The organism is Formosa sediminum (assembly GCF_007197735.1).
Taxonomy (GTDB): domain Bacteria; phylum Bacteroidota; class Bacteroidia; order Flavobacteriales; family Flavobacteriaceae; genus Formosa; species Formosa sediminum.
In genome coordinates this window covers 3228512-3247431 of record NZ_CP041637.1, presented here as the reverse complement: position 1 = coordinate 3247431, position 18920 = coordinate 3228512, and the positions used below count along the sequence as shown (strand labels likewise).

Sequence of the window (18920 nt, the reverse complement as noted above, 5' to 3'; positions counted from 1 at the left end):
GTATTAAAAGGGGTTTTGTATATTGATTTTCTTTAGTAAATTAGCTAATAAATCAATGCAAGATGTCAAAAACCATTAAAAAAATAGGTGTTTTAACATCAGGAGGAGATGCTCCTGGAATGAATGCCGCTATTCGTTCTGTGGTAAGAACATGTGCCTATCACGAAATAGAATGTGTTGGTATCTATCGTGGATATCAAGGGATGATTGAAGGCGATTTTGAGACCATGGACGCACGTAGTGTTAAAGGAATTATAAATAAAGGTGGTACCATTTTAAAATCGGCTCGGTCTAAAGAATTTATGACTGAAGCGGGACGTAAGAAAGCTTACGCTAATCTTCAAAAAGAAAATATAGATGCTATCGTAGTAATTGGTGGAGACGGTAGTTTTACAGGTGCAATGGTGTTTAACCAAGAATTTGATATCCCTGTAATGGGGATACCTGGAACTATAGATAATGATATTTACGGAACCACACATACTTTAGGTTACGATACGGCCTTAAATACAGTTGTAGAAGTTATCGACAAAATTAGAGATACCGCCAGTTCTCACGACCGATTATTCTTTATAGAGGTTATGGGGCGTGACGTAGGGCACATCGCATTAAATGTAGGTGTTGCCGGTGGTGCAGAAGAGGTGTTAATACCAGAAGAAAATTTAGGATTAGATCGATTACTAGAATCTTTACATAGAAGTAAAGCTTCTGGGAAATCGTCGAGTATAGTAGTCGTTGCAGAAGGCGATAAAATTGGTAAAAACGTATTTGAATTAAAGGACTATGTAGATGAGCATATGTCGGAATATGAAGTACGTGTATCAGTATTAGGGCATATGCAACGTGGTGGTTCACCATCGTGCTTCGACCGAGTTTTGGCTAGCCGTATGGGAGTAAAAGCAGTAGAAAGCTTGTTAGAAGGAAAATCAACTTTTATGGTTGGATTGTTAAACGATATTATGGATTTAACACCTTTAGATCAAGCCATAAAAGGACAATCAAAAATTAACTTAGAATTATTACGTGTGTCAGATATCATGACCACTTAAACATTAAATTTAGAATAAGAATATGTCAAAATTAAAAATTGGAATTAACGGATTTGGTAGAATTGGTAGAATTGCGTTTAGAGTAGCAGTCGCTAGACCAGATATTCAAATAGTAGGTATTAATGATTTATTAGATGTAGAGCATTTAGCTTACTTACTTAAATATGACTCTGTACACGGACAGTTTGATGGAACAATTTCAACAGAAGAAGGAAAATTAATAGTAAATGGAAATGCTATTAGAATTACTGCTGAACGTAATCCAGAAGATTTAAAATGGGATGAAGTAGGAGCAGAAGTTGTTTTAGACTGTACAGGTATCTTTACAACTTTAGAAAAAGCACAAGCACACATTACTGCAGGAGCTAAGAAAGTTGCAATATCTGCACCATCTGCAGATGCACCAATGTTTGTTATGGGTGTAAACCATACAAAAGTTACTGCAGAAGATACTATTGTATCTAACGCGTCTTGTACAACTAACTGTTTAGCACCTTTAGCAAAAGTAATTAACGATAAATTTGGTATTGCAGAAGGATTAATGACAACTGTACATGCTGCAACAGCTACACAATCTACTGTAGATGGTGTATCTAAAAAAGATTACAGATTAGGTCGTGCGTCTTTAAACAATATCGTACCAGCATCTACTGGAGCAGCTAAAGCTGTAGGAAAAGTAATTCCAGAATTAAACGGAAAATTAACAGGTATGGCATTTAGAGTACCAACTGTAGATGTATCTGTAGTAGATTTAACGTGTCGTTTAGAAAAGCCAGCAGCTTGGGCAGATATTAAAGCAGCTTTAAAAGAAGCTTCTGAAGGTGAATTAAATGGTATTTTAGGTTATACTGAAGAAGGTGTAGTATCTCAAGATTTCGTTTCTGAACCAAAAACAAGTACATTTGATGCTAACGCTAGTATGGCTTTAAATGACGGATTTATTAAATTAGTGTCTTGGTATGACAACGAATTTGGTTACTCAACTAAATTAGTAGATTTAGCTCAACATATCGCATCTGTAAAATAATTTGTATTAATTAATAATAACTCCACAGAGTTATTGTGTTATAAGCACAGTATTCTGTGGAGTTTTTTTATATCAAAACTAACTCATGATTTTAATAGTTGATAGTGGTTCTACAAAATCCGACTGGATGGCTGTAGATAAAAATGGGAAACAACTTCTCGAAAAAATTAGAACAAGCGGACTTAATCCAGCAATTCTTTCTGAAAAGAAATTAAAAAAAATTATAAAAGGAAGTGAAGTCTTAAAAGAATATAAAAAAGATGTTACTCATGTCTTTTTTTATGGAGCAGGTTGTGGAACAGAAAAACCAAAAGCACAATTAAAACTTATTTTAGAAGAGTTTTTTTCTAATGCAGAGGTCACTGTAGATGAAGACACTATGGCAGCTGTATGTTCAACAATAAATACACCTACAGAAGCTGCTGTAGTTTGTATTTTAGGAACAGGATCTAATTGTAGTTATTTTGATGGTACACAATTACATCAACGTGTAAAATCGCTTGGATGGAGCCTTATGGATGATGCTAGTGGAAATTACTTCGGAAAACAATTAATACGTGATTATTATTTTAATAAAATGCCAGAAACGATTCGCGTGGCCATGGCAGATAAATATAATTTAGAGGCCGATTATATTAAATACAATATTTATAAACAACCTAATCCAAATGCCTTTTTAGCATCTTTTGCAGAATTTATGTTTTTAAATAAAGATTCTGAGTACATTCAAAATTTAATTAAAGAAGGTATAAGATTATTTGCTAAGAATCAAATATTACAATTTAAAGAAGAAATCAAAACAGTACCGGTTCATTTTGCTGGATCTATAGCTTACTTTGCTAAAGACGAAATATTAGCAGTTGCAGAAGAATTAAACTTTAAAGTGGGTAATTTTGTAAGACGCCCTATTGAAGGTTTAGCAAAATTTCATACAGATAATATAGAATAATGGAGATAGCAATTATAGCTCACGATGGTAAAAAAGCTGAAATGGTTCAGTTTTTAAATGAACATCGTGAAGTATTAGATCAAAAACAAATAGCATTAATTTCTACAGGAACTACAGGAACTAAAGTAGAAAAAGCTGGGTTTAAGGTTACACCTTATTTATCTGGTCCTCTAGGTGGAGATGCTCAAATAGCTGCACGTGTAGCCGAAGGTTTATGTAATATGGTACTTTTTTTTAGAGATCCACTAGAAAAGCACCCTCATGAACCAGATATTTTTATGCTTATGCGTATTTGCGATGTACACGATGTACCTTTAGCAACTAATCCTGCTACAGCAAGTTTACTTATGAAAGGCTTATAATAAAATAATAAAAATCTCTGTTTAGAGATTTTTTTTTGTGACAATTGAAAGGCTATTTAAATGCGAGTTTAAAATTTAAATGTTACAATAAATAAAAAATCTAATGTTTAGACATCAAGGTAAGAGCCGGACATTAAAGCATAATCTACGTATTGCAACGATATTGTCTTTTGTTGCAGGAGTCGTAAACGTTTCAGGATATTTAGCCTTTAAACAATTAACAACTAATGTAACAGGCCATTTTGCATTATTTATTAAAGATGTAGAGCATTTAGAGTTTTGGAGAGGGACTATATATTTTATTTATATATTTTCTTTTCTGTGTGGTTCGTTTATATCTAGTGTGTTAATAGAAAATTTTAAAGCCAACAAACAACTTAATGTTTTTGTATGGCCTACACTTTTAGAATGTTTAATTTTAATTTCAATTGGAGCATTAAGTAATTTTGTAACGTTTACATCACCCAATATTATTGTGTGTTTATTGCTTTTAGCTATGGGAATTCAAAATTCTTTTGTAACTAAAATTTCTAATGCAGTAGTAAGAACAACGCATTTAACAGGCCTTTTTACAGATTTAGGTATAGATCTATCTCAATTATTTTTCCCGAAGCTACATCATAATAGAGAAAAATTAAAATCGAATATTAAATTGCGAATATTTATTATTTTATTCTTTTTCTCAGGCGGTTTAATAGGTGGCTTTATGTATTCAGAACTTCAATTTAAATTAAATACATTACTTATAGCTGCAATTATATTAATTGTCAGTTTGTTTTTTGACGATTTTAGGTTTAAAATCATAAAAACTAAACGTAAATATACCCGAAGAACTATCGTTAAACCAAATTTAAATTTATAGATTTTAATATCACTAAATTTAGTGGTTTAAGTGCTTTTGAAATCTGTTATTGATTTATTACATTAGATTTTAAATTGCACCTTTAATTTATGTTTAAAAATGTACTCAAATACCAAGTAAGCTTTTAAAAAATGAAAAGAGTTTTTTTTTGTTTTCTATTATTAAGTGTATTCACGTGTCAAGATGTAAACGTTAATATCCATAAAGAATTTATTAAAACAGATATTCCAAAATTATATACAGATGATTGGTTTCAACTGAATCATTCAACACATAATTTTAGTGTAAGTATTGAAGATCAATCTCTAAAAATTACTCAAAATACAGGGCGTGAGGCTGCTGAGTTGAAATTAGAAAATGGCACCTTAAAAGGTATTACCCATGGCGCGAGTGGCAAATTAATATTTGTCCCATCTCAGGACTCTACAAAGCAAATTGAAATAAAATCAGGAAACATTAAATTCATTTTTAAATTCAAGGAGCGTATCTATTTTATAGAAGCTCTTGCTCATTTATCTTATACAGGCGGAGCCATATATGAATTAATACAAGATGGAGACCATTTTACTTTTAACAAGCGCTTAGAGTTTAAAGACACGCCAGAGGCTTTTACATGTTTTAAAAACACATTTTTAATTGCGACACATAAACACTTCTATGTAGTTGAAGATTTTAAACAAAAACTAATCTTTAGAAATGCATTTTGGTCTGATTTGTACCCTAATTCTTTAGCAGTAATAGATTATGACCATGTTTATATGGGAATAAGAAGCGGATTTGTAAAGTTAAATCTAATCGATAAGAAGCTAACATTCTATAAGTACACAGAAAATTAATTTTTAATGGTATCAGTTTTATTTTAATTTTTTATACCGTTAAATTTTATGTTACTAATAGTTTAGTCTTTTTATTTGAGTTGTAACGTATTCTATTTAAGTGTTAAACGCTTTAATTTAATCCGTTTATATTCAAAATATTAGCCTTAAGTTTAGTTGTTAATCTCATTAATTAAGAGGTCTATAAAATATAATTTCAAATATAGCAGTTGCAGATAATCCTTTATTTACTATTGCGGCGTCAGCAGGAATTCTATTTGAAATTGTATTTGTCTTTTCTATAGTAATTTTTAATTTTCTAGAATGTAGAAACAGCGCTTGGCAATAAGTTTAAAACAAAAAATGAGTTATAGCTCTGTTCGGGTATGTTTAAATCATATAGCAAGTTGTTACAATTTTGCCTTGAAATTGTTTTGAGGTTACACTGAGTAGTTCTGTTACTTTTTTAACCTTAAAATTAAACGGAGCTTCTAAAATATTTACACCACTACCTTTTTTTAACCTAATACCTTGCCCAGAAATAATATCTAAATTAGGAATAAAATCACCTTCAGGAATATGTTCTGTTATAATTACATATTTAAATGCTGTAAGTTTATTTAAAATACATTGTATTTCCGTATTAGATAAATGCTGTAATACTTGTCTTAATATCGCACAATCTCCAGAGGGTAAAGCATCTTTAGCAATATCTAAACATTTAAATTCTAAATTTTCATAATTAAATGTGTTTATATTGTAGGCAATTAAACTGGGCACTATATCTACAGCAATATATTTTTTGCTGTGTTTTACTAAATGTCTTCCAATATTAAAATCGCCACAACCTAAATCGCAAACTACTATAGGAGAAGAAAAATGGTTTAAAAACGTTTTTATATTTTCTAAATAAGGCCAAACAAGGTCTGGATGGTGCGAGCCCTCTCCGGAATAAAATTTAGTGTGATTATCTCCCCAAAGTTTCATGTCATAAACCTGTTCCATTGCAGCTTTAGTAGGCCAAGGTTTTTTTGTTTTTTGCTTCATACCTACAATATTAATTAAATGATTAAAGATTTTAAAAATGAAACCAGATATAATTGAAGTTTTATTATAAATTATACACTAGGTTTTAAATTTAAATCATGTATTTTTAATGAGCTCAAATCCTGAAAATGAAAAACCTACCTTATTATTTGATTTTTTTAGTGACTCAAATTTACGCTCAAAAAATTGACCTAAATATTGGAGAAATTCCGGCCGATGACTATTTTGAAACTATAGATTTTGAATTTGAAACGGAAAAAATTATTGTTCCTGTAGAAATAGAAGGTGTTACCTATAAATTTATTCTTGATACAGGTGCACCAAATATAATTACTAAAGACATTAGTAATGTAATTGCTCCTAAATTTTTAAATACAATTCCTATAACCGATGCTAGTGGTATAAAAGAAAATTTAGATGTTGTCTCTGTGAATCAATTAAAATTTGGGGATCTGGTTTTTGAAAATACAGCCACTTTAGTATTCGATAAAAAACAAAATCCAATTTTTGAGTGTTTTGGAGTCGATGGTTTTATTGGTAGTAATATGTTAAGAAAATCAATTATACAAATTGATGTAGATCAAAAAAAAATATACCTCACAAATAATAAAAAGTTATTACAATTAGACAGGAAAAACGCCAGTAAAATGAAACTAGTTGGCGTGCAAAGTAGTCCCTATATTTGGGTTAAATTAAAAGGTGAGGCGAGTGGTAGAGAACAAGTTTTAGTAGATACAGGAGCCAATGGTTTGTATGATTTATCTAAAACACATTTTAAAATTTTTTCAAAAGACCCAATTTTCAATGCTCTTGGGGAAAGTGAAGGAGCATCATCAATAAGTCTGTTTGGAGATGTTCCTGTTAAAAAACATTATAGATTACATTTGCCTACGCTAGAAATAAATAATATAGCGCTTAATAATATTATAACCACAACAACTAACGATCGTAATTCTAGGATAGGTTCAGAACTATTAAAACATGGTATTGTAACTTTAGATTTTATACATAAAAAGTTTTATTTTAACGCAAAATCAAATAAGATTAATGTAGAAGTTCCAGAATTTAATTTTAGTAAAACACTTAAAGATCATAAGTTAATTGTTGGGTTTGTTTGGGATAAAGAGCTTCAAAATATTTTACATTACGGCGATGAAATTTTACAAATAAATGGTAATGATATAGTGCTCTGCGATTTAATTAACAAAGATTCAGAAACTGATAGCCAACAAAAAGTTAACCTAAAAATTAAATCTGTTAATGGTAATATATTTAATATTACAGTAGAGAAACAATTACTAACCAAGAGTAAATTATTAACCTTAGCTACTCCCTAACAAAATAAAAATCAGTTGTTTTTTTATCCTTGTTTTTTTTAAAAGGAAAATTAAAATATATAATTAATTTAAGAATAAAAAAGAGTATGTAGAGTACTTTAATTCGTAAGAATTTATAGGTGTAAACAGTTTAAGTTTAGTGAAATAAAAACTGAAAAATAGAACAAAAAAATGATTTTAGAAGTAGCTATTTTAAATATAAAAGCAGGACAGCAGGAGCGGTTTGAAAACGATTTTCGCTTAGCAGGTCAATACATAAGTGCTATAGAAGGCTATGTAAACCATACTTTAAAAAAATGTATAGAAACAGATTATAAATATATTTTACTAGTAAATTGGGAAACTGTAGCGCATCATAATATTGGGTTTAGAACAGCTCCAGAATATTTAAAATGGAAAGCATTACTACACCATTATTATAGCCCATTTCCAACAGTAGAGCATTACGAAACATTAATTTAAAACTTTAATATAAAAGTAAATTTAATCTATGAAAGTTATAACACTTACCATAAATCCGGCCTTAGATAAAAGTGCAAAAGTAGATGATATTACACCATTCGATAAATTAGAATGTTACGACATTACCTATCATCCTGGTGGTGGAGGTGTTAATATTTCTAGAGTATTGCATCGTTTAGGTATAGAAAGTGACTGTTTATTTCCTTTTGGAGGTAAAACCGGAGAACATTTAGTCGAGCTGCTTAAAGAACAACATGTTAATGTGATAAGCACTCCAATTTCAAATTTAACTAGAGAAAATTTCGCAGTATTTAATACCAAAACTAAACTGCAATATCGGTTTGGAATGCCTACAAGTCCGTTTTCAGAAACAGAATTAGAACCCATAGAACAATTAATAAATAAACACTTATCAGCAGGAGATATATTTGTAATAAGTGGGAGTTTACCTGTAGGTTTACCAACGCATTATTACTCAAAATTAATTCAAAATTTAAAAGCACAAGAAGTTAAAGTTATTGTAGATACTTCTGGACCGGTTTTTCATGAAGTTTTAAAAAATCAATTGTTTTTAATTAAACCTAACCAAAAAGAATTGGCACGTTTAGCCGGTAAAGAAAGTTTAACTAAGTCTGAACGCGAAGCATTTGCTTTAAAAATGGTAGCAGACCAGATTGCACAGTATGTTGTAGTCTCATTAGGTAAAGATGGCGCATTTATAGCTCATAATCATGGTATAGAATATGTTGCAGCTCCAGTAATTTCTGTAAATAGTACCATAGGAGCAGGAGATAGTATGGTAGCAGGCCTAATATATGCTATTACTCAAGAAAAAACGCCTAAAAATATGCTGCGTTGGGGTGTTGCATGTGGTGTAGCCGCCACTTTAAGTGAAGGATCCGATCTTGCACACAAAGAAAATATAGATAAAATTTTAAAACTTATTTAAGTGATTTAGAAGCGGAAACCTGCTTTTCACTATATCTTTTTTAAGAAAAATAAAAAAGGATGCCGTTGCAATCAGGGCTAATACAGAGTAACAACTAATTTAAATTCAATTTTAAAAATAAACCTTTTGTTTTGGCAGGACTATTGCTAAGAGAATATAAACTAATTTACTGTCTATTTATGAAACACCTAAAAAAGCATTTTCAAATTTATCTTTTACTAACAGTTACTGTTTTATTCTCAAATTGTACTTCTAATGATGACGATCAAAAAGAAGAAGCAGAAACTACTGATGAAAAATTAGCCATATCGAGTTTTAATATGTTATCTAAAGATCACACATTTTCAGTTTTAGCATCTAAAGTATATACAGTAGATTCTTTAGTGGTTTGCTTATTTCCATCACCAGTAAATTATTCAAGTCTTACACCAACAATAGAATTTGAAGGGACCTCATTATCTTATAGGGTAAACGAAGAAGAATTTAAACCTTATACAGCTAGCGTTGGCGAACCTATAGATTTTAGTTATCCTAATACAGTCGATTTTAAAGTCTCTAACTCCGATCAAACAAATGCTAAAGTATATCGAATTATAGTAGATACACAGCAGCCCATATTGTTTAATAATTCAGTCATAACAATCCCAGATTCACCAGTTAACAAAACTTATGCAGGTTTAGAAGTAGATACGTGGACTAATGTTGGAAATTATCCTATTAGACTTACTTTACGAACTAATAATTATATAAATATAACAACACCAGAAGCAGCAGGTGCTAATATTTTTAGTACTACTTTGAGCATACCCGAAGCAGCTAATTTAAATCCTAAGCAGCAAGGATATGTTAATGTCTATGCCGGAGCAAGTGTTACAGGAACCTATACTGCAACAGCATTATTTAATATGTATTTTCAAGAAAATTTAAGATACATAGTGTACGAAGATGTGTCTACCAGTGAATATATAAAGGATATTGGCTATAAACCCGCTCAATTAAATATGTCAGGAACTATTATAGATTAATATACATCTTAAATAAATCTAAAACCAGTAATTTATATTAGAGTTACTGGTTTTTTATTGATTATTTTAATGTATTTGTGTTTACTTTAATTGCTTATCTTTTTAAGTAAAGGTTAGTACAAGCTTTATTAAAATTTAAAGATTTATATGTTTTGTTGTTAGTTTTTGGGATATCCAACACTGTATAAGTAATTAATTCTAACATACATTATTAATAGTTTTGACCAAGATCGGTACACAGAAGTTAGGGATATAGTAAATTATAAAACATAAATTAATCGTTTAAAAAAACTGGATTTCTAATTTAAGCGACTTCTATTCTTTTTAAGGTAAAAACAGTATCACTAGATTTAATGTTGATCACCTGGATGATAAATAGTTTCAGCTCGTTTTTCAACATCACTCCTATAAAAAGCTACATCCTTAAATTTTGCATCAGCATAGCGTTGCGATTGGTCACTAAAATGTGATGATTTTGGATTACTACTTTGTCCACCTGCTAATAAACTTTTTGCTTTTACTTTAGTTCCAAACTCTACAACAGCTACAAAACTATTTCCAGATGTACCATATTGGCGTTTGGTATCTGCTCCAAATTTAGTACCAAAAGAAGCTAGAGCGCCCCAGGTTCCCGAGGCCATACCTACAGGAATACTAGGCTTTTTATCATCAAATTTTTGTACGATAGCTCCGTCATTTCTTTGGTATCTATTAAATTCTCCCCAAGGTGTTTTCCAAGTACCAAAATCTAATTTTAATTCTTCTAAAGCCAGCTCAAATATTTTAATACGTTCGCTTACTGGTGCTTCATTACTCATATAATTAAAGGCATCCATTCGTTTTAAACGATTTTGTTTTATAATATCAGATGCTAAATAAGCATTCAAATAAAATTGTGCTAGAGTCATTTGTACCGATTCGGTTGAAACTCTAAAGTCCCATTGTGTTAAAAGTTCTAGAGCATCTTTTGTATCTTGATTTTCAGGTGCTGCTTGTTTTGCAGCTTCAAGTAAACCATTAATTAGAAGTTCTGCGCCTGGTAAATAGGAGTCGTAGGTTAAATTAATTAATCCATCTAAAGTTAACTCTTTCGCTTCTGTAAGTAACGGAATAGCATGTATGCCTCTAAAATTCTCTGGAAAAGAGGTCATGTATTTTGGGTATGCTTCTGGTTTTGGACTATATTCTGCGGCACTTGTAAAAGGCGTAGAGTTACAGTTTTGTATCCAACCATTAGGTGGATTTAAAACAAAAATATTGTCTTCCAAATCATGAATTCCCTTCCAATCTGTCTCCGGGTTACTACCGTCTACAGCTTTTGTGTAATCAAATTTTTCATTTCGTTTCGGTATAAAGTTACCGTGATAATACGCAATGGTTCCATCGGCGTCTGCATATACCGTATTGTTAGATGAATTAGTTCGCATTTTCATCATATTATAAAACCCTTCGTGATTAGATTTTTTTGTTCGTGTAAAAGATTGTTCTAATGCTTTTATAGGACTCCACATTAATGCTGTAGCTACCCACTTATCAGCATTTGCATGAGTTATAGGTCCGTGATGTGTTCTATATATTGTAAAGGTTTTATCAGTGGTATTTCCATCAGCCAATTTGTAATTTAGTGTAACTTTTAAAGAATCTACTGAACGCAAATTTTCACCGTATTGATAGGACGTTTTAGTACCATCCTTAACTATAGTTTCTTCAAATTCATCAATAATGTCTGTTCCTGTAGAAGTATGCATCCAACCTGTTTTTTCGTTAAATCCTTGGTATACAAAAAACTGTCCCCAGGTTACCGCGCCATAAGCATTTAAACCTTCTTCACTTACTACATGTACTTCGCCACGGAAAAAAAACGATGTATGCGGATTAATGAGTAGCATGGCATTTCCTGATTTTGTTTTACTACCAGAAATAGCAAAGCCATTAGAACCTCGAGGTTCATCGTCTTTAAGTCTGATTAATCCTTCGTTTACGGCTAATTTATCGTCTGAATCAGGCGCGTAAAAAGACTTTATTTTTTTAGTAGAAATTCGTTCTATATCTCCACCAATAGAGCCTTCACTAAAATACATGGGCATCCAAGGTTCAAAATGAGTTAATAGTTTAGGTTGTACATCTGGATGCGTTTTTAGATAGTAATTTATACCATCTGCAAAAGCAATACATAATTTTTGTAACCATATCGGACTATTATTATAGTTTGCAATAGCCTCGTCTTTGGTCATGTATAAATTAGCTCGCAAATCACTATAAAGCGCTTGTTCCCCTTCAACTTCTGCAAGTCTGCCTATAGCCCAAATATAATTCCGCTCTACACGATTAAAATCGTCTTCACATTGGGCATATAATAGACCAAACACAGCATCTGCATCTGTTTGCCCGTAAATATGAGGCACACCGTAATCATCTCTTATAATTTCTATATTCTTGGTATGATGTTGCCAACGCATTTCTTCTGCTGTGAGTGTTTTTTCAACTTTCTTACAGCCTATTAAAGTTATAAGAAAAACAATAAAAAGGTGTCGATACATAATTTTATTTAAAAGTATAAGAGTGAGATGTTATAATGCAAGTCAATATACTATTTTGTGATTTAATATTTAATGAAATAACTTTAAAACCTGCCAAATAATAAAATATTTAAATAATTATAAATTTGTAGGTATTAAGATTGGGAGTTTTTAAATAATTTTAAAACAAATAAAGAATAGGGTAGAGTATTAAAATTAAGTTTAATAAAAAGCTATAAAAGGTGCTTATATAAAAGCAAGAAAGTAGCTATAAAAAAAAACACCATACGCTTAATACTAATTAAACGTATGGTATAATTTAAATCAAAAATGTAAACGTAAATTATTTACAAGATTGGTATGTGTGTTTTTTATAACTGAAAATTTGTTTTAAAGTTTTAAAAATATTGAACTCAGCAGGAGCCGGCTTAGCTATTTTAGCGTCTTTTGTTTTAGAGTTTAAACTCTTTTCTTGATGTACTTGATAACAGTAGTATCCTTGTGATATAAACATGATTTTATAACATTTTAAAGTGCAAATATATGTTGCAACATCATTAAAAAGTACATTAAAATTGATATGTTTATATGCTCAATTACCTGTTAATTTTATGTAAATTTTACTTAATCGTTGTAAAGTTAGGTTGTTGTACTGTATAAACTCTTCTATTGTCGTTTAAAAATTAAATTTTATTTGTAATTAATCTTATTGAAAGACAGGTTGTTGTATGAGTTAATTAAATAGCAATTATAGCCATTTAATCTAAGACGATATATGTAAGACTTTCTCGAAAGCTTTTCTTGGGCTGCCTCTAAAATAAACTTCACCACAATAAATATAATTATGTGTTTCAAATAGTTTTAGCATGCCATTATTATCAAAATTTGTGTCTGCTTTTATGCTATAAATTTTATTTTTAATAGCATAGGTTTCTATGTTTTTTAAGATGAGTTTGGCATAACCTTTATTTAAATGTGTGTTAGCTATAGCTATTCTATGAAAAACCACAAAATCTGTATTAGTAAGCCAACTTCCCTTAATGTTGTTATATTCGGGTTCGTCGTTTATAAGTATTGCTGTATATCCTACAATGTGGTTGTTTATTGTAAGTACAAAACCGACTCTTTTTTTAATATCGTTGGTTATAACTTCTGGGTTTGGATAACCGTCTTGCCATTGGTTACTACCATCTTCTTTTCTACGTTTTATAGCATGCTTTAAAATTTCCCATATTATAGGGACTTCAGACAACTCGGCTAACCTAAATGTATAATTCAAATTCTAAGTTTTTATCTTAATTTTAATTAATAATCTAATTTATTACACGATATGTAATTATTAAAATTACGTTTTTAAAATTTCATTGTAGTTCTAATATTAAACACTCTAGGAGTTAAATAATTGGGAATTGCATATTGTTTTTTACTGTATACATCTCTAACCCAAGTATTGGTAATGGAGTTTTGTACATCAAAAACATTAAAGATTTCAAACCCAAAAGATAAGTATCTAAAAGGTTTTCTCCAGCCACTATCAAAGCCTTTATTTTCATCTACAATAACGTATTGCAAACCTAAATCTGCACGTTTGTAGTCTTGTAATCGTGTTTGGTAAATATAAGGATCTGCATAGCTAGGAGAACCTCCTGGCAGTCCAGTGTTATACACTAAATTTAAGTACATTTTCATAGCAGGCATATTGGGAACATAGTCTTGAAATAAGGCTCCAAATTTTAAACGTTGATCTGTGGGTCTTGCAATATACCCTCGATTGTCTATGTTCTCTTCTGTTTTTAGATATCCAAAACTAAACCAAGATTCTGTACCAGGTACAAACTCTCCATTTAACCTTAAGTCTAAGCCGTAAGCGTAAGCAACAGCATTATTGTTGGCGGCATATCTTATACGTACATTTTCAACAGTGTATGGGTTTACATCTGTTAAGTTTTTGTAATAGGCTTCAGTAGTTAACTTAAAAGGACGTTCCCATATTTGAAAACTGTAATCGTTACCTAATACTAAATGTACAGATTTCTGAGCTTTAACATCTGGATTTACAGTTCCTGTTGCATCTCTTAATTCTCTATAAAAAGGCGGCTGATAATATAAACCTCCAGAGACTCTAAACAGCATATCGTGTTTCCAGTTAGGTTTAATGGCAAATTGAGCTCTGGGACTGATAACAGTTTGCGAATTTTTTTCAATGTCCTCACCATCTACCGTCCAGGAATGAGATCGAATTCCTGCATTTGCCCAGACTTCGTGCTCGCCCAATTCAAAACGACGACTCCATTGTAAATACGCTTGAATTCTATTAATTGTAGTATTATTGGTTGCTCTAACATTTTGGTAGGCTACAAGAGGTCCTTCGTAAGGCTCGTATGGCTGATTGTTAGGTGTGTAAAAATCGGGTGCATTTATAGAAAATCCAGCAGAGTCTATAACTTCCCATTCTACTAATCTGTCTCTAATATCTTCATTGGTAAATTTTACAGACCAATTAAAATCGTTACCATTAGTTGTATAATTACCTTTGTGTTCTAGCGTGGTAATAAGCGCATCTAAATCGTTTCTTCCGTGATTAAGTTGTCCACCAATACCTTCGCTATATTCTACTTCACCTAAATTTTCATCACCAATATTGCTATTTACTTCACCTAAACGATATTCAGCTAAAATATCAAAATATTCTTCTTCTGTAGTATGATAAGTAGATCCTACTAAATGTAAATGTAAGTTGTCGTTAACAGTATAAGTGGCTTGTAATGCACCAAAAAGTGTTTGGTAGGCATCTTTTTCTTCGCCTTCATAATAAACAAGTAAAGCTTGAGCATCGTCTAATGTTCCAAAGTTAGTTTGTCGTGTTTCGGGTTCGTAGTTATATTTATTTATGGATGCATTTCCTAAGAAATTTAAACTGAATTTATCCGTAAACTGATAGGTTAAATAGGCTTGTATATCTGCAAATTTTGGATCGTAATTTGTTTCGGTTTCTTTGGCATTTACTAGTAAACTATTATCTCTATAACGTAATCCTACAAGCCCTGTAAATTTTGAATCTTTACTAATACCTTCTGCAGATACACTTCCGCCAAGTAAACTTAAATCGGCATTTATACCAAAATCTACAGGTTTTTTATATGTAATATCTAAAACAGAAGATAATTTATCGCCATATTTTGCTTGAAAACCACCTGCAGAGAAATCTACATTTTGTACCATATCTGTGTTTACAAAACTAAGTCCTTCTTGTTGTCCAGATCGTACTAAAAAAGGTCTGTAAACTTCAATACCATTTACATAAACTAAATTTTCGTCGTAGTTACCACCTCTAACCGAATATTGTGTACTTAATTCGTTATTACTACTTACACCAGGAAGTGTTTTAAGTAGGTTTTCTATTCCGGGATTAGCGCCTGGAATTTTACGAATTACTGTAGGATTTAAAGTTACTATACCTTGAACGTCTTTGCGTTTATTACCAGAAAGTACTACTGTAGCAATTTGCTCTACCTTGGTATTCATTACAGGGTTAAACTCAAAGACTTCCCCATCTTTTAAATTAAAACTAGCAGTAACAGATTTAAAACTAATATGAGTAAATCGGGTTTTAATATCTGTATTATTAGGAATTTTTATTAAATAAAATCCGTTTTCGTTAGTTTGTGTCCCTTCTGTTCCCGCTTTTATATTTACGTTAGCTATAGGTTGGTTTTGTTCGTCTAATATAACGCCTTGTAACGTTCCGCTTTGTGCAGCCGAAATTAAAGGAATTAAAAAATAGAGTACGTTTAGTAAATAACGTCTGTTTTTTCTGTTTGTGTTCATTTATTTTCTGTAAAACCTGGTTTCAAAAGTAGCACTATTTCCTACGTTATCTGTTACTATTAATTTAAAATCATTTTGTCCAGTTGCACTTATGTTATCACTAAACTCATAAGTTAGCATATCTTTTTTGTATTCGTATTCCATTAAAATCCATTTGCCATTAAGGGTCGCTCTATAATTGGATATTCCGGATAAATCATCTGAAATTTTTACCCGAAGTGTCTTGGCACTACTAATCCATTGGTTATTTTTAAAATTAACAGCTGTAATGGTAGGTGCAACGGTATCTGAAACTAAGGTGTAATAACCTAAATCTTTGGTGTATGTTACAAGGGTGTTAGCCGTGCGTGTGGTTTTAGAGTAACTCGGGTATTTTTTATAACCTACTAATTCTGCAATAAATAATTGGTTTTTGTCTGCATCGTTGTATTTAGAAATATCAAAAGCAATACTAAAGTTTTTTCTTGCAGCTTGCCCAATAGGCAATAATTGTAATGTATCGTTAGAGACTTTAAAATCTAGGAAAAAATCTTCGTAAAAAGTATTTTTAAAGAAGTTTACAGTAACATTTTCTTCAGTTAAAGCTGTAGCTTTATTTTCGAATATATAGTAGGGTGTTACTTTAGGAGCTGTTTTTATAACCTTATCGTTTTGTTTTCCATCTATAGAAACGGTAATCCAAGAGGCATTGCCTTCAAAATCACTCACTTTAATTTTATATACTCCAGAAGTGCTATCGGCAATAGTTAAATAGCCATTATCTACCGTGTTTTTATATAAACTTAAGGTGTTATTACTAGCTACAAATAATTTCTGAATGCGGTCTTTTTCATTTTTGTAAATGTCGTAATCTATTAATCTATTAATGTCATTGGTTTCTAGAAATGAAAAAGATTTAAAATCGATTTCAAAATTAATAAGACCATTAAATTGCGTTTGTATATTGTATACACCGTTTTTATTATATGCAAGATCTTGCTGATCTACAGTTTCTATACCAAAACCAATTTTACCATAAGCTTTAATAGGTTCAGCAATAAAATTGCCATCAGCTTGTTTTATTAATCGTATTTTTTGTTTGCTATCAGATTTATTTACATGAGCATTTTCACTAATTGGATAGGCATATAAACTACTTATTAAAGGAGCTTTGGTGTCTTTTGTAGTGATGCCAAATAACATAGGATTTAAAGGGTGTTCATTTTTATCTCGAATCTCAAAATGTAAATGTGGTCCACCAGAACTCCCCGTGTTTCCGCTATAAGCAATACGTTCTCCTTTTTCTACTAGTAAGGCTTTAATAGGGGGAAATAATTCTATCTCATAAGATTCTTCTTGATACTGACGTTCTTTTAAATAAGCTTCAATTTTTGGGGCTAATTTAGATAAGTGTGCATATACGGTTGTATATCCGTTAGGGTGAGTTACATATAAGGTTTTACCGTAACCAAAGGATGAAATTTTAATTCTGCTTACAAAACCATCTGCAGCAGCTAAGACATTTAAGCCTTCACGCTGTTGAGTTTTAATATCCATTCCCGAGTGAAAATGATTAGATCTTAATTCGGCAAAAGTCCCAGCTAAAACAATAGGAATCTCTAACGGATTACTAAAATAATCTTGTGGATAAGGGTTTTGAGAAAAAAGAATAACAGGTATAAAAAAGAATAAAAAAAAGGGAATTCGCATATATTAGTATTGAGCCACTAATGTAATTATTTGAAGTTAATATGCAAAGTATAAAATGAGATAAGCTTTACATCATATTGAAAATGAGATACTACCAACTATTTTAAATTTTATATCCAAAACAATTGTTATTTTTAACTAGGTATGTTAACTTTGTGAGATAAGTATACTGATTGTAAATGAGTAATATTGAAGAAATTGTAGATGCTCTAGAAGATAAAATTAGCAAGATGCTACACAACGTTGATGCATTAAGGCTAGAAAATGCTAAGTTGAAAGAGGATTTACATTATTCGCAGCGCAACCTTCAAAATCAGAAACAAGAAATTGAGGCTTGGGCAGAGAAATATGAAGCACTCAAAATAGCAAAAAGTATGCTTGGCAGTGACGAGAATAAAAAAGAAACAAAGCTTAAAATAAATGCATTAGTTAGAGAGATAGATTATTGTATTTCGCAACTCTCAGAATAATGTAATCATAACTTGATTTTATGTCAGAGATGCTAAAAATTAAACTTTCTATAGCTAATAGAGTATACCCATTAACCATTGCTCCAGAGCAAGAAGAGGGGTTACGTAAAGCGGCAAAAGAAATTGAAGCTATGATTGCGCAATTTGAGCAAAGTTATTCTGTAAGAGATAAACAGGATGTATTAGCCATGTGTGCTTTACAATTTGCGTCTCAAGTAGAACAAAAACAAATAGATACGGAATCAATTAGTGAACATGTCGAGGAAAAGTTAAATGCTTTAAATCGCTTATTACAAAATCAATTGAATTCTTAACGTTCATTAAAATAAACAAAGTTACTGCCTGTATTGGTCATTTTTTTTTGATAAACTCAACGTTAATTCTTTAAAAAGGGTGAGTTTAAGTTGTAAAAGCATGCTGCTAATATTGAACCTGTTCAATATTTGGGCAGATCCTTGATCAGCTTGTTAACCCTAAACTTATTTTTAGGGAGTTTATACAAAACATAGCACCAATACAGGCTTTTTTTA

The 18920-nt window shown here is 31.0% G+C and carries 17 protein-coding genes and 1 other RNA gene; 13 read left to right on the top strand and 5 right to left on the bottom strand.

Going from position 1 to position 18920, the window contains the following annotated elements; genetic code table 11:
- Window positions 1–62: 62 nt before the first annotated feature.
- From pfkA to FNB79_RS14310, 6 genes are all read left to right on the top strand, one after another.
- On the top strand, window positions 63–1049 hold the full coding sequence (pfkA, locus tag FNB79_RS14335) for a 6-phosphofructokinase (RefSeq protein ID WP_143382007.1): 987 nt from the start codon (window positions 63–65) through the stop codon (window positions 1047–1049).
- A gap of 22 nt (window positions 1050–1071) precedes the next feature.
- Window positions 1072–2076 (top strand): type I glyceraldehyde-3-phosphate dehydrogenase, encoded by a 1005-nt coding sequence (gene gap / locus FNB79_RS14330; protein ID WP_143382006.1) that lies wholly within the window; start codon window positions 1072–1074, stop codon window positions 2074–2076.
- 85 nt (window positions 2077–2161) lie between these two features.
- Complete coding sequence (locus FNB79_RS14325) at window positions 2162–3025, top strand: N-acetylglucosamine kinase (RefSeq protein ID WP_143382005.1); 864 nt, start codon at window positions 2162–2164, stop codon at window positions 3023–3025.
- The gene (locus FNB79_RS14320; RefSeq protein WP_143382004.1) at window positions 3025–3387 is read left to right on the top strand and encodes a methylglyoxal synthase; all 363 of its coding nucleotides are present in this window, start codon (window positions 3025–3027) and stop codon (window positions 3385–3387) included. Before FNB79_RS14325 ends, FNB79_RS14320 begins: the two co-directional genes overlap by 1 nt.
- A 103-nt stretch (window positions 3388–3490) precedes the next feature.
- Window positions 3491–4249 carry a YoaK family protein gene (locus tag FNB79_RS14315; RefSeq protein ID WP_143382003.1) on the top strand — a complete coding sequence of 253 codons (759 nt, stop codon included), beginning with the start codon at window positions 3491–3493 and terminating at the stop codon, window positions 4247–4249.
- Between the two features lie 131 nt (window positions 4250–4380).
- Window positions 4381–5085 (top strand): hypothetical protein, encoded by a 705-nt coding sequence (locus FNB79_RS14310; protein ID WP_143382002.1) that lies wholly within the window; start codon window positions 4381–4383, stop codon window positions 5083–5085.
- 369 nt (window positions 5086–5454) lie between these two features.
- On the opposite strand, the gene FNB79_RS14305 is transcribed toward FNB79_RS14310, so the two are convergent.
- The gene (locus tag FNB79_RS14305; protein WP_143382001.1) at window positions 5455–6111 is read right to left on the bottom strand and encodes a class I SAM-dependent methyltransferase; all 657 of its coding nucleotides are present in this window, start codon (window positions 6109–6111) and stop codon (window positions 5455–5457) included.
- Between the two features lie 128 nt (window positions 6112–6239).
- On the opposite strand from FNB79_RS14305, the gene FNB79_RS14300 reads away from it, so the two are divergent.
- The 4 genes from FNB79_RS14300 (at window position 6240) to FNB79_RS14285 (ending at window position 9884) form a co-directional block, all read left to right on the top strand.
- Window positions 6240–7448 (top strand): retropepsin-like aspartic protease, encoded by a 1209-nt coding sequence (locus FNB79_RS14300; protein ID WP_143382000.1) that lies wholly within the window; start codon window positions 6240–6242, stop codon window positions 7446–7448.
- 171 nt (window positions 7449–7619) lie between these two features.
- Window positions 7620–7910 carry an antibiotic biosynthesis monooxygenase family protein gene (locus FNB79_RS14295; RefSeq protein ID WP_143381999.1) on the top strand — a complete coding sequence of 97 codons (291 nt, stop codon included), beginning with the start codon at window positions 7620–7622 and terminating at the stop codon, window positions 7908–7910.
- A gap of 28 nt (window positions 7911–7938) precedes the next feature.
- Window positions 7939–8859 (top strand): 1-phosphofructokinase family hexose kinase, encoded by a 921-nt coding sequence (locus FNB79_RS14290; RefSeq protein WP_143381998.1) that lies wholly within the window; start codon window positions 7939–7941, stop codon window positions 8857–8859.
- 179 nt (window positions 8860–9038) lie between these two features.
- Window positions 9039–9884, top strand: a complete 846-nt coding sequence (locus FNB79_RS14285) for a hypothetical protein (protein ID WP_143381997.1) — start codon at window positions 9039–9041, stop codon at window positions 9882–9884.
- Window positions 9885–10234: 350 nt separating this feature from the next.
- Here FNB79_RS14285 and FNB79_RS14280 read toward each other — a convergent pair whose 3' ends face one another.
- The 4 genes from FNB79_RS14280 to FNB79_RS14265 all read right to left on the bottom strand — a co-directional run bounded on the left by FNB79_RS14280 (window position 10235) and on the right by FNB79_RS14265 (window position 17920).
- On the bottom strand, window positions 10235–12424 hold the full coding sequence (locus FNB79_RS14280; protein ID WP_143381996.1) for an acylase: 2190 nt from the start codon (window positions 12422–12424) through the stop codon (window positions 10235–10237).
- Between the two features lie 742 nt (window positions 12425–13166).
- On the bottom strand, window positions 13167–13682 hold the full coding sequence (locus tag FNB79_RS14275) for a GNAT family N-acetyltransferase (protein ID WP_143381995.1): 516 nt from the start codon (window positions 13680–13682) through the stop codon (window positions 13167–13169).
- Between the two features lie 74 nt (window positions 13683–13756).
- On the bottom strand, window positions 13757–16231 hold the full coding sequence (locus FNB79_RS14270; RefSeq protein ID WP_143381994.1) for a TonB-dependent receptor: 2475 nt from the start codon (window positions 16229–16231) through the stop codon (window positions 13757–13759).
- Window positions 16232–17920, bottom strand: coding sequence for a peptidoglycan DD-metalloendopeptidase family protein (locus FNB79_RS14265; protein ID WP_143381993.1), 1689 nt, complete (start codon window positions 17918–17920; stop codon window positions 16232–16234).
- A 179-nt stretch (window positions 17921–18099) separates the two neighbouring features.
- On the opposite strand from FNB79_RS14265, the gene FNB79_RS14260 reads away from it, so the two are divergent.
- The 3 genes from FNB79_RS14260 (at window position 18100) to ssrS (ending at window position 18886) form a co-directional block, all read left to right on the top strand.
- Window positions 18100–18390 carry a hypothetical protein gene (locus FNB79_RS14260; protein WP_143381992.1) on the top strand — a complete coding sequence of 97 codons (291 nt, stop codon included), beginning with the start codon at window positions 18100–18102 and terminating at the stop codon, window positions 18388–18390.
- 20 nt (window positions 18391–18410) lie between these two features.
- Window positions 18411–18704: a cell division protein ZapA gene (locus tag FNB79_RS14255; protein ID WP_143381991.1), complete on the top strand. Its 294-nt coding sequence runs from the start codon at window positions 18411–18413 to the stop codon at window positions 18702–18704.
- A gap of 54 nt (window positions 18705–18758) precedes the next feature.
- Window positions 18759–18886, top strand: a non-coding RNA gene (gene ssrS, locus FNB79_RS14250) — 6S RNA.
- Window positions 18887–18920: the final 34 nt, after the last annotated feature.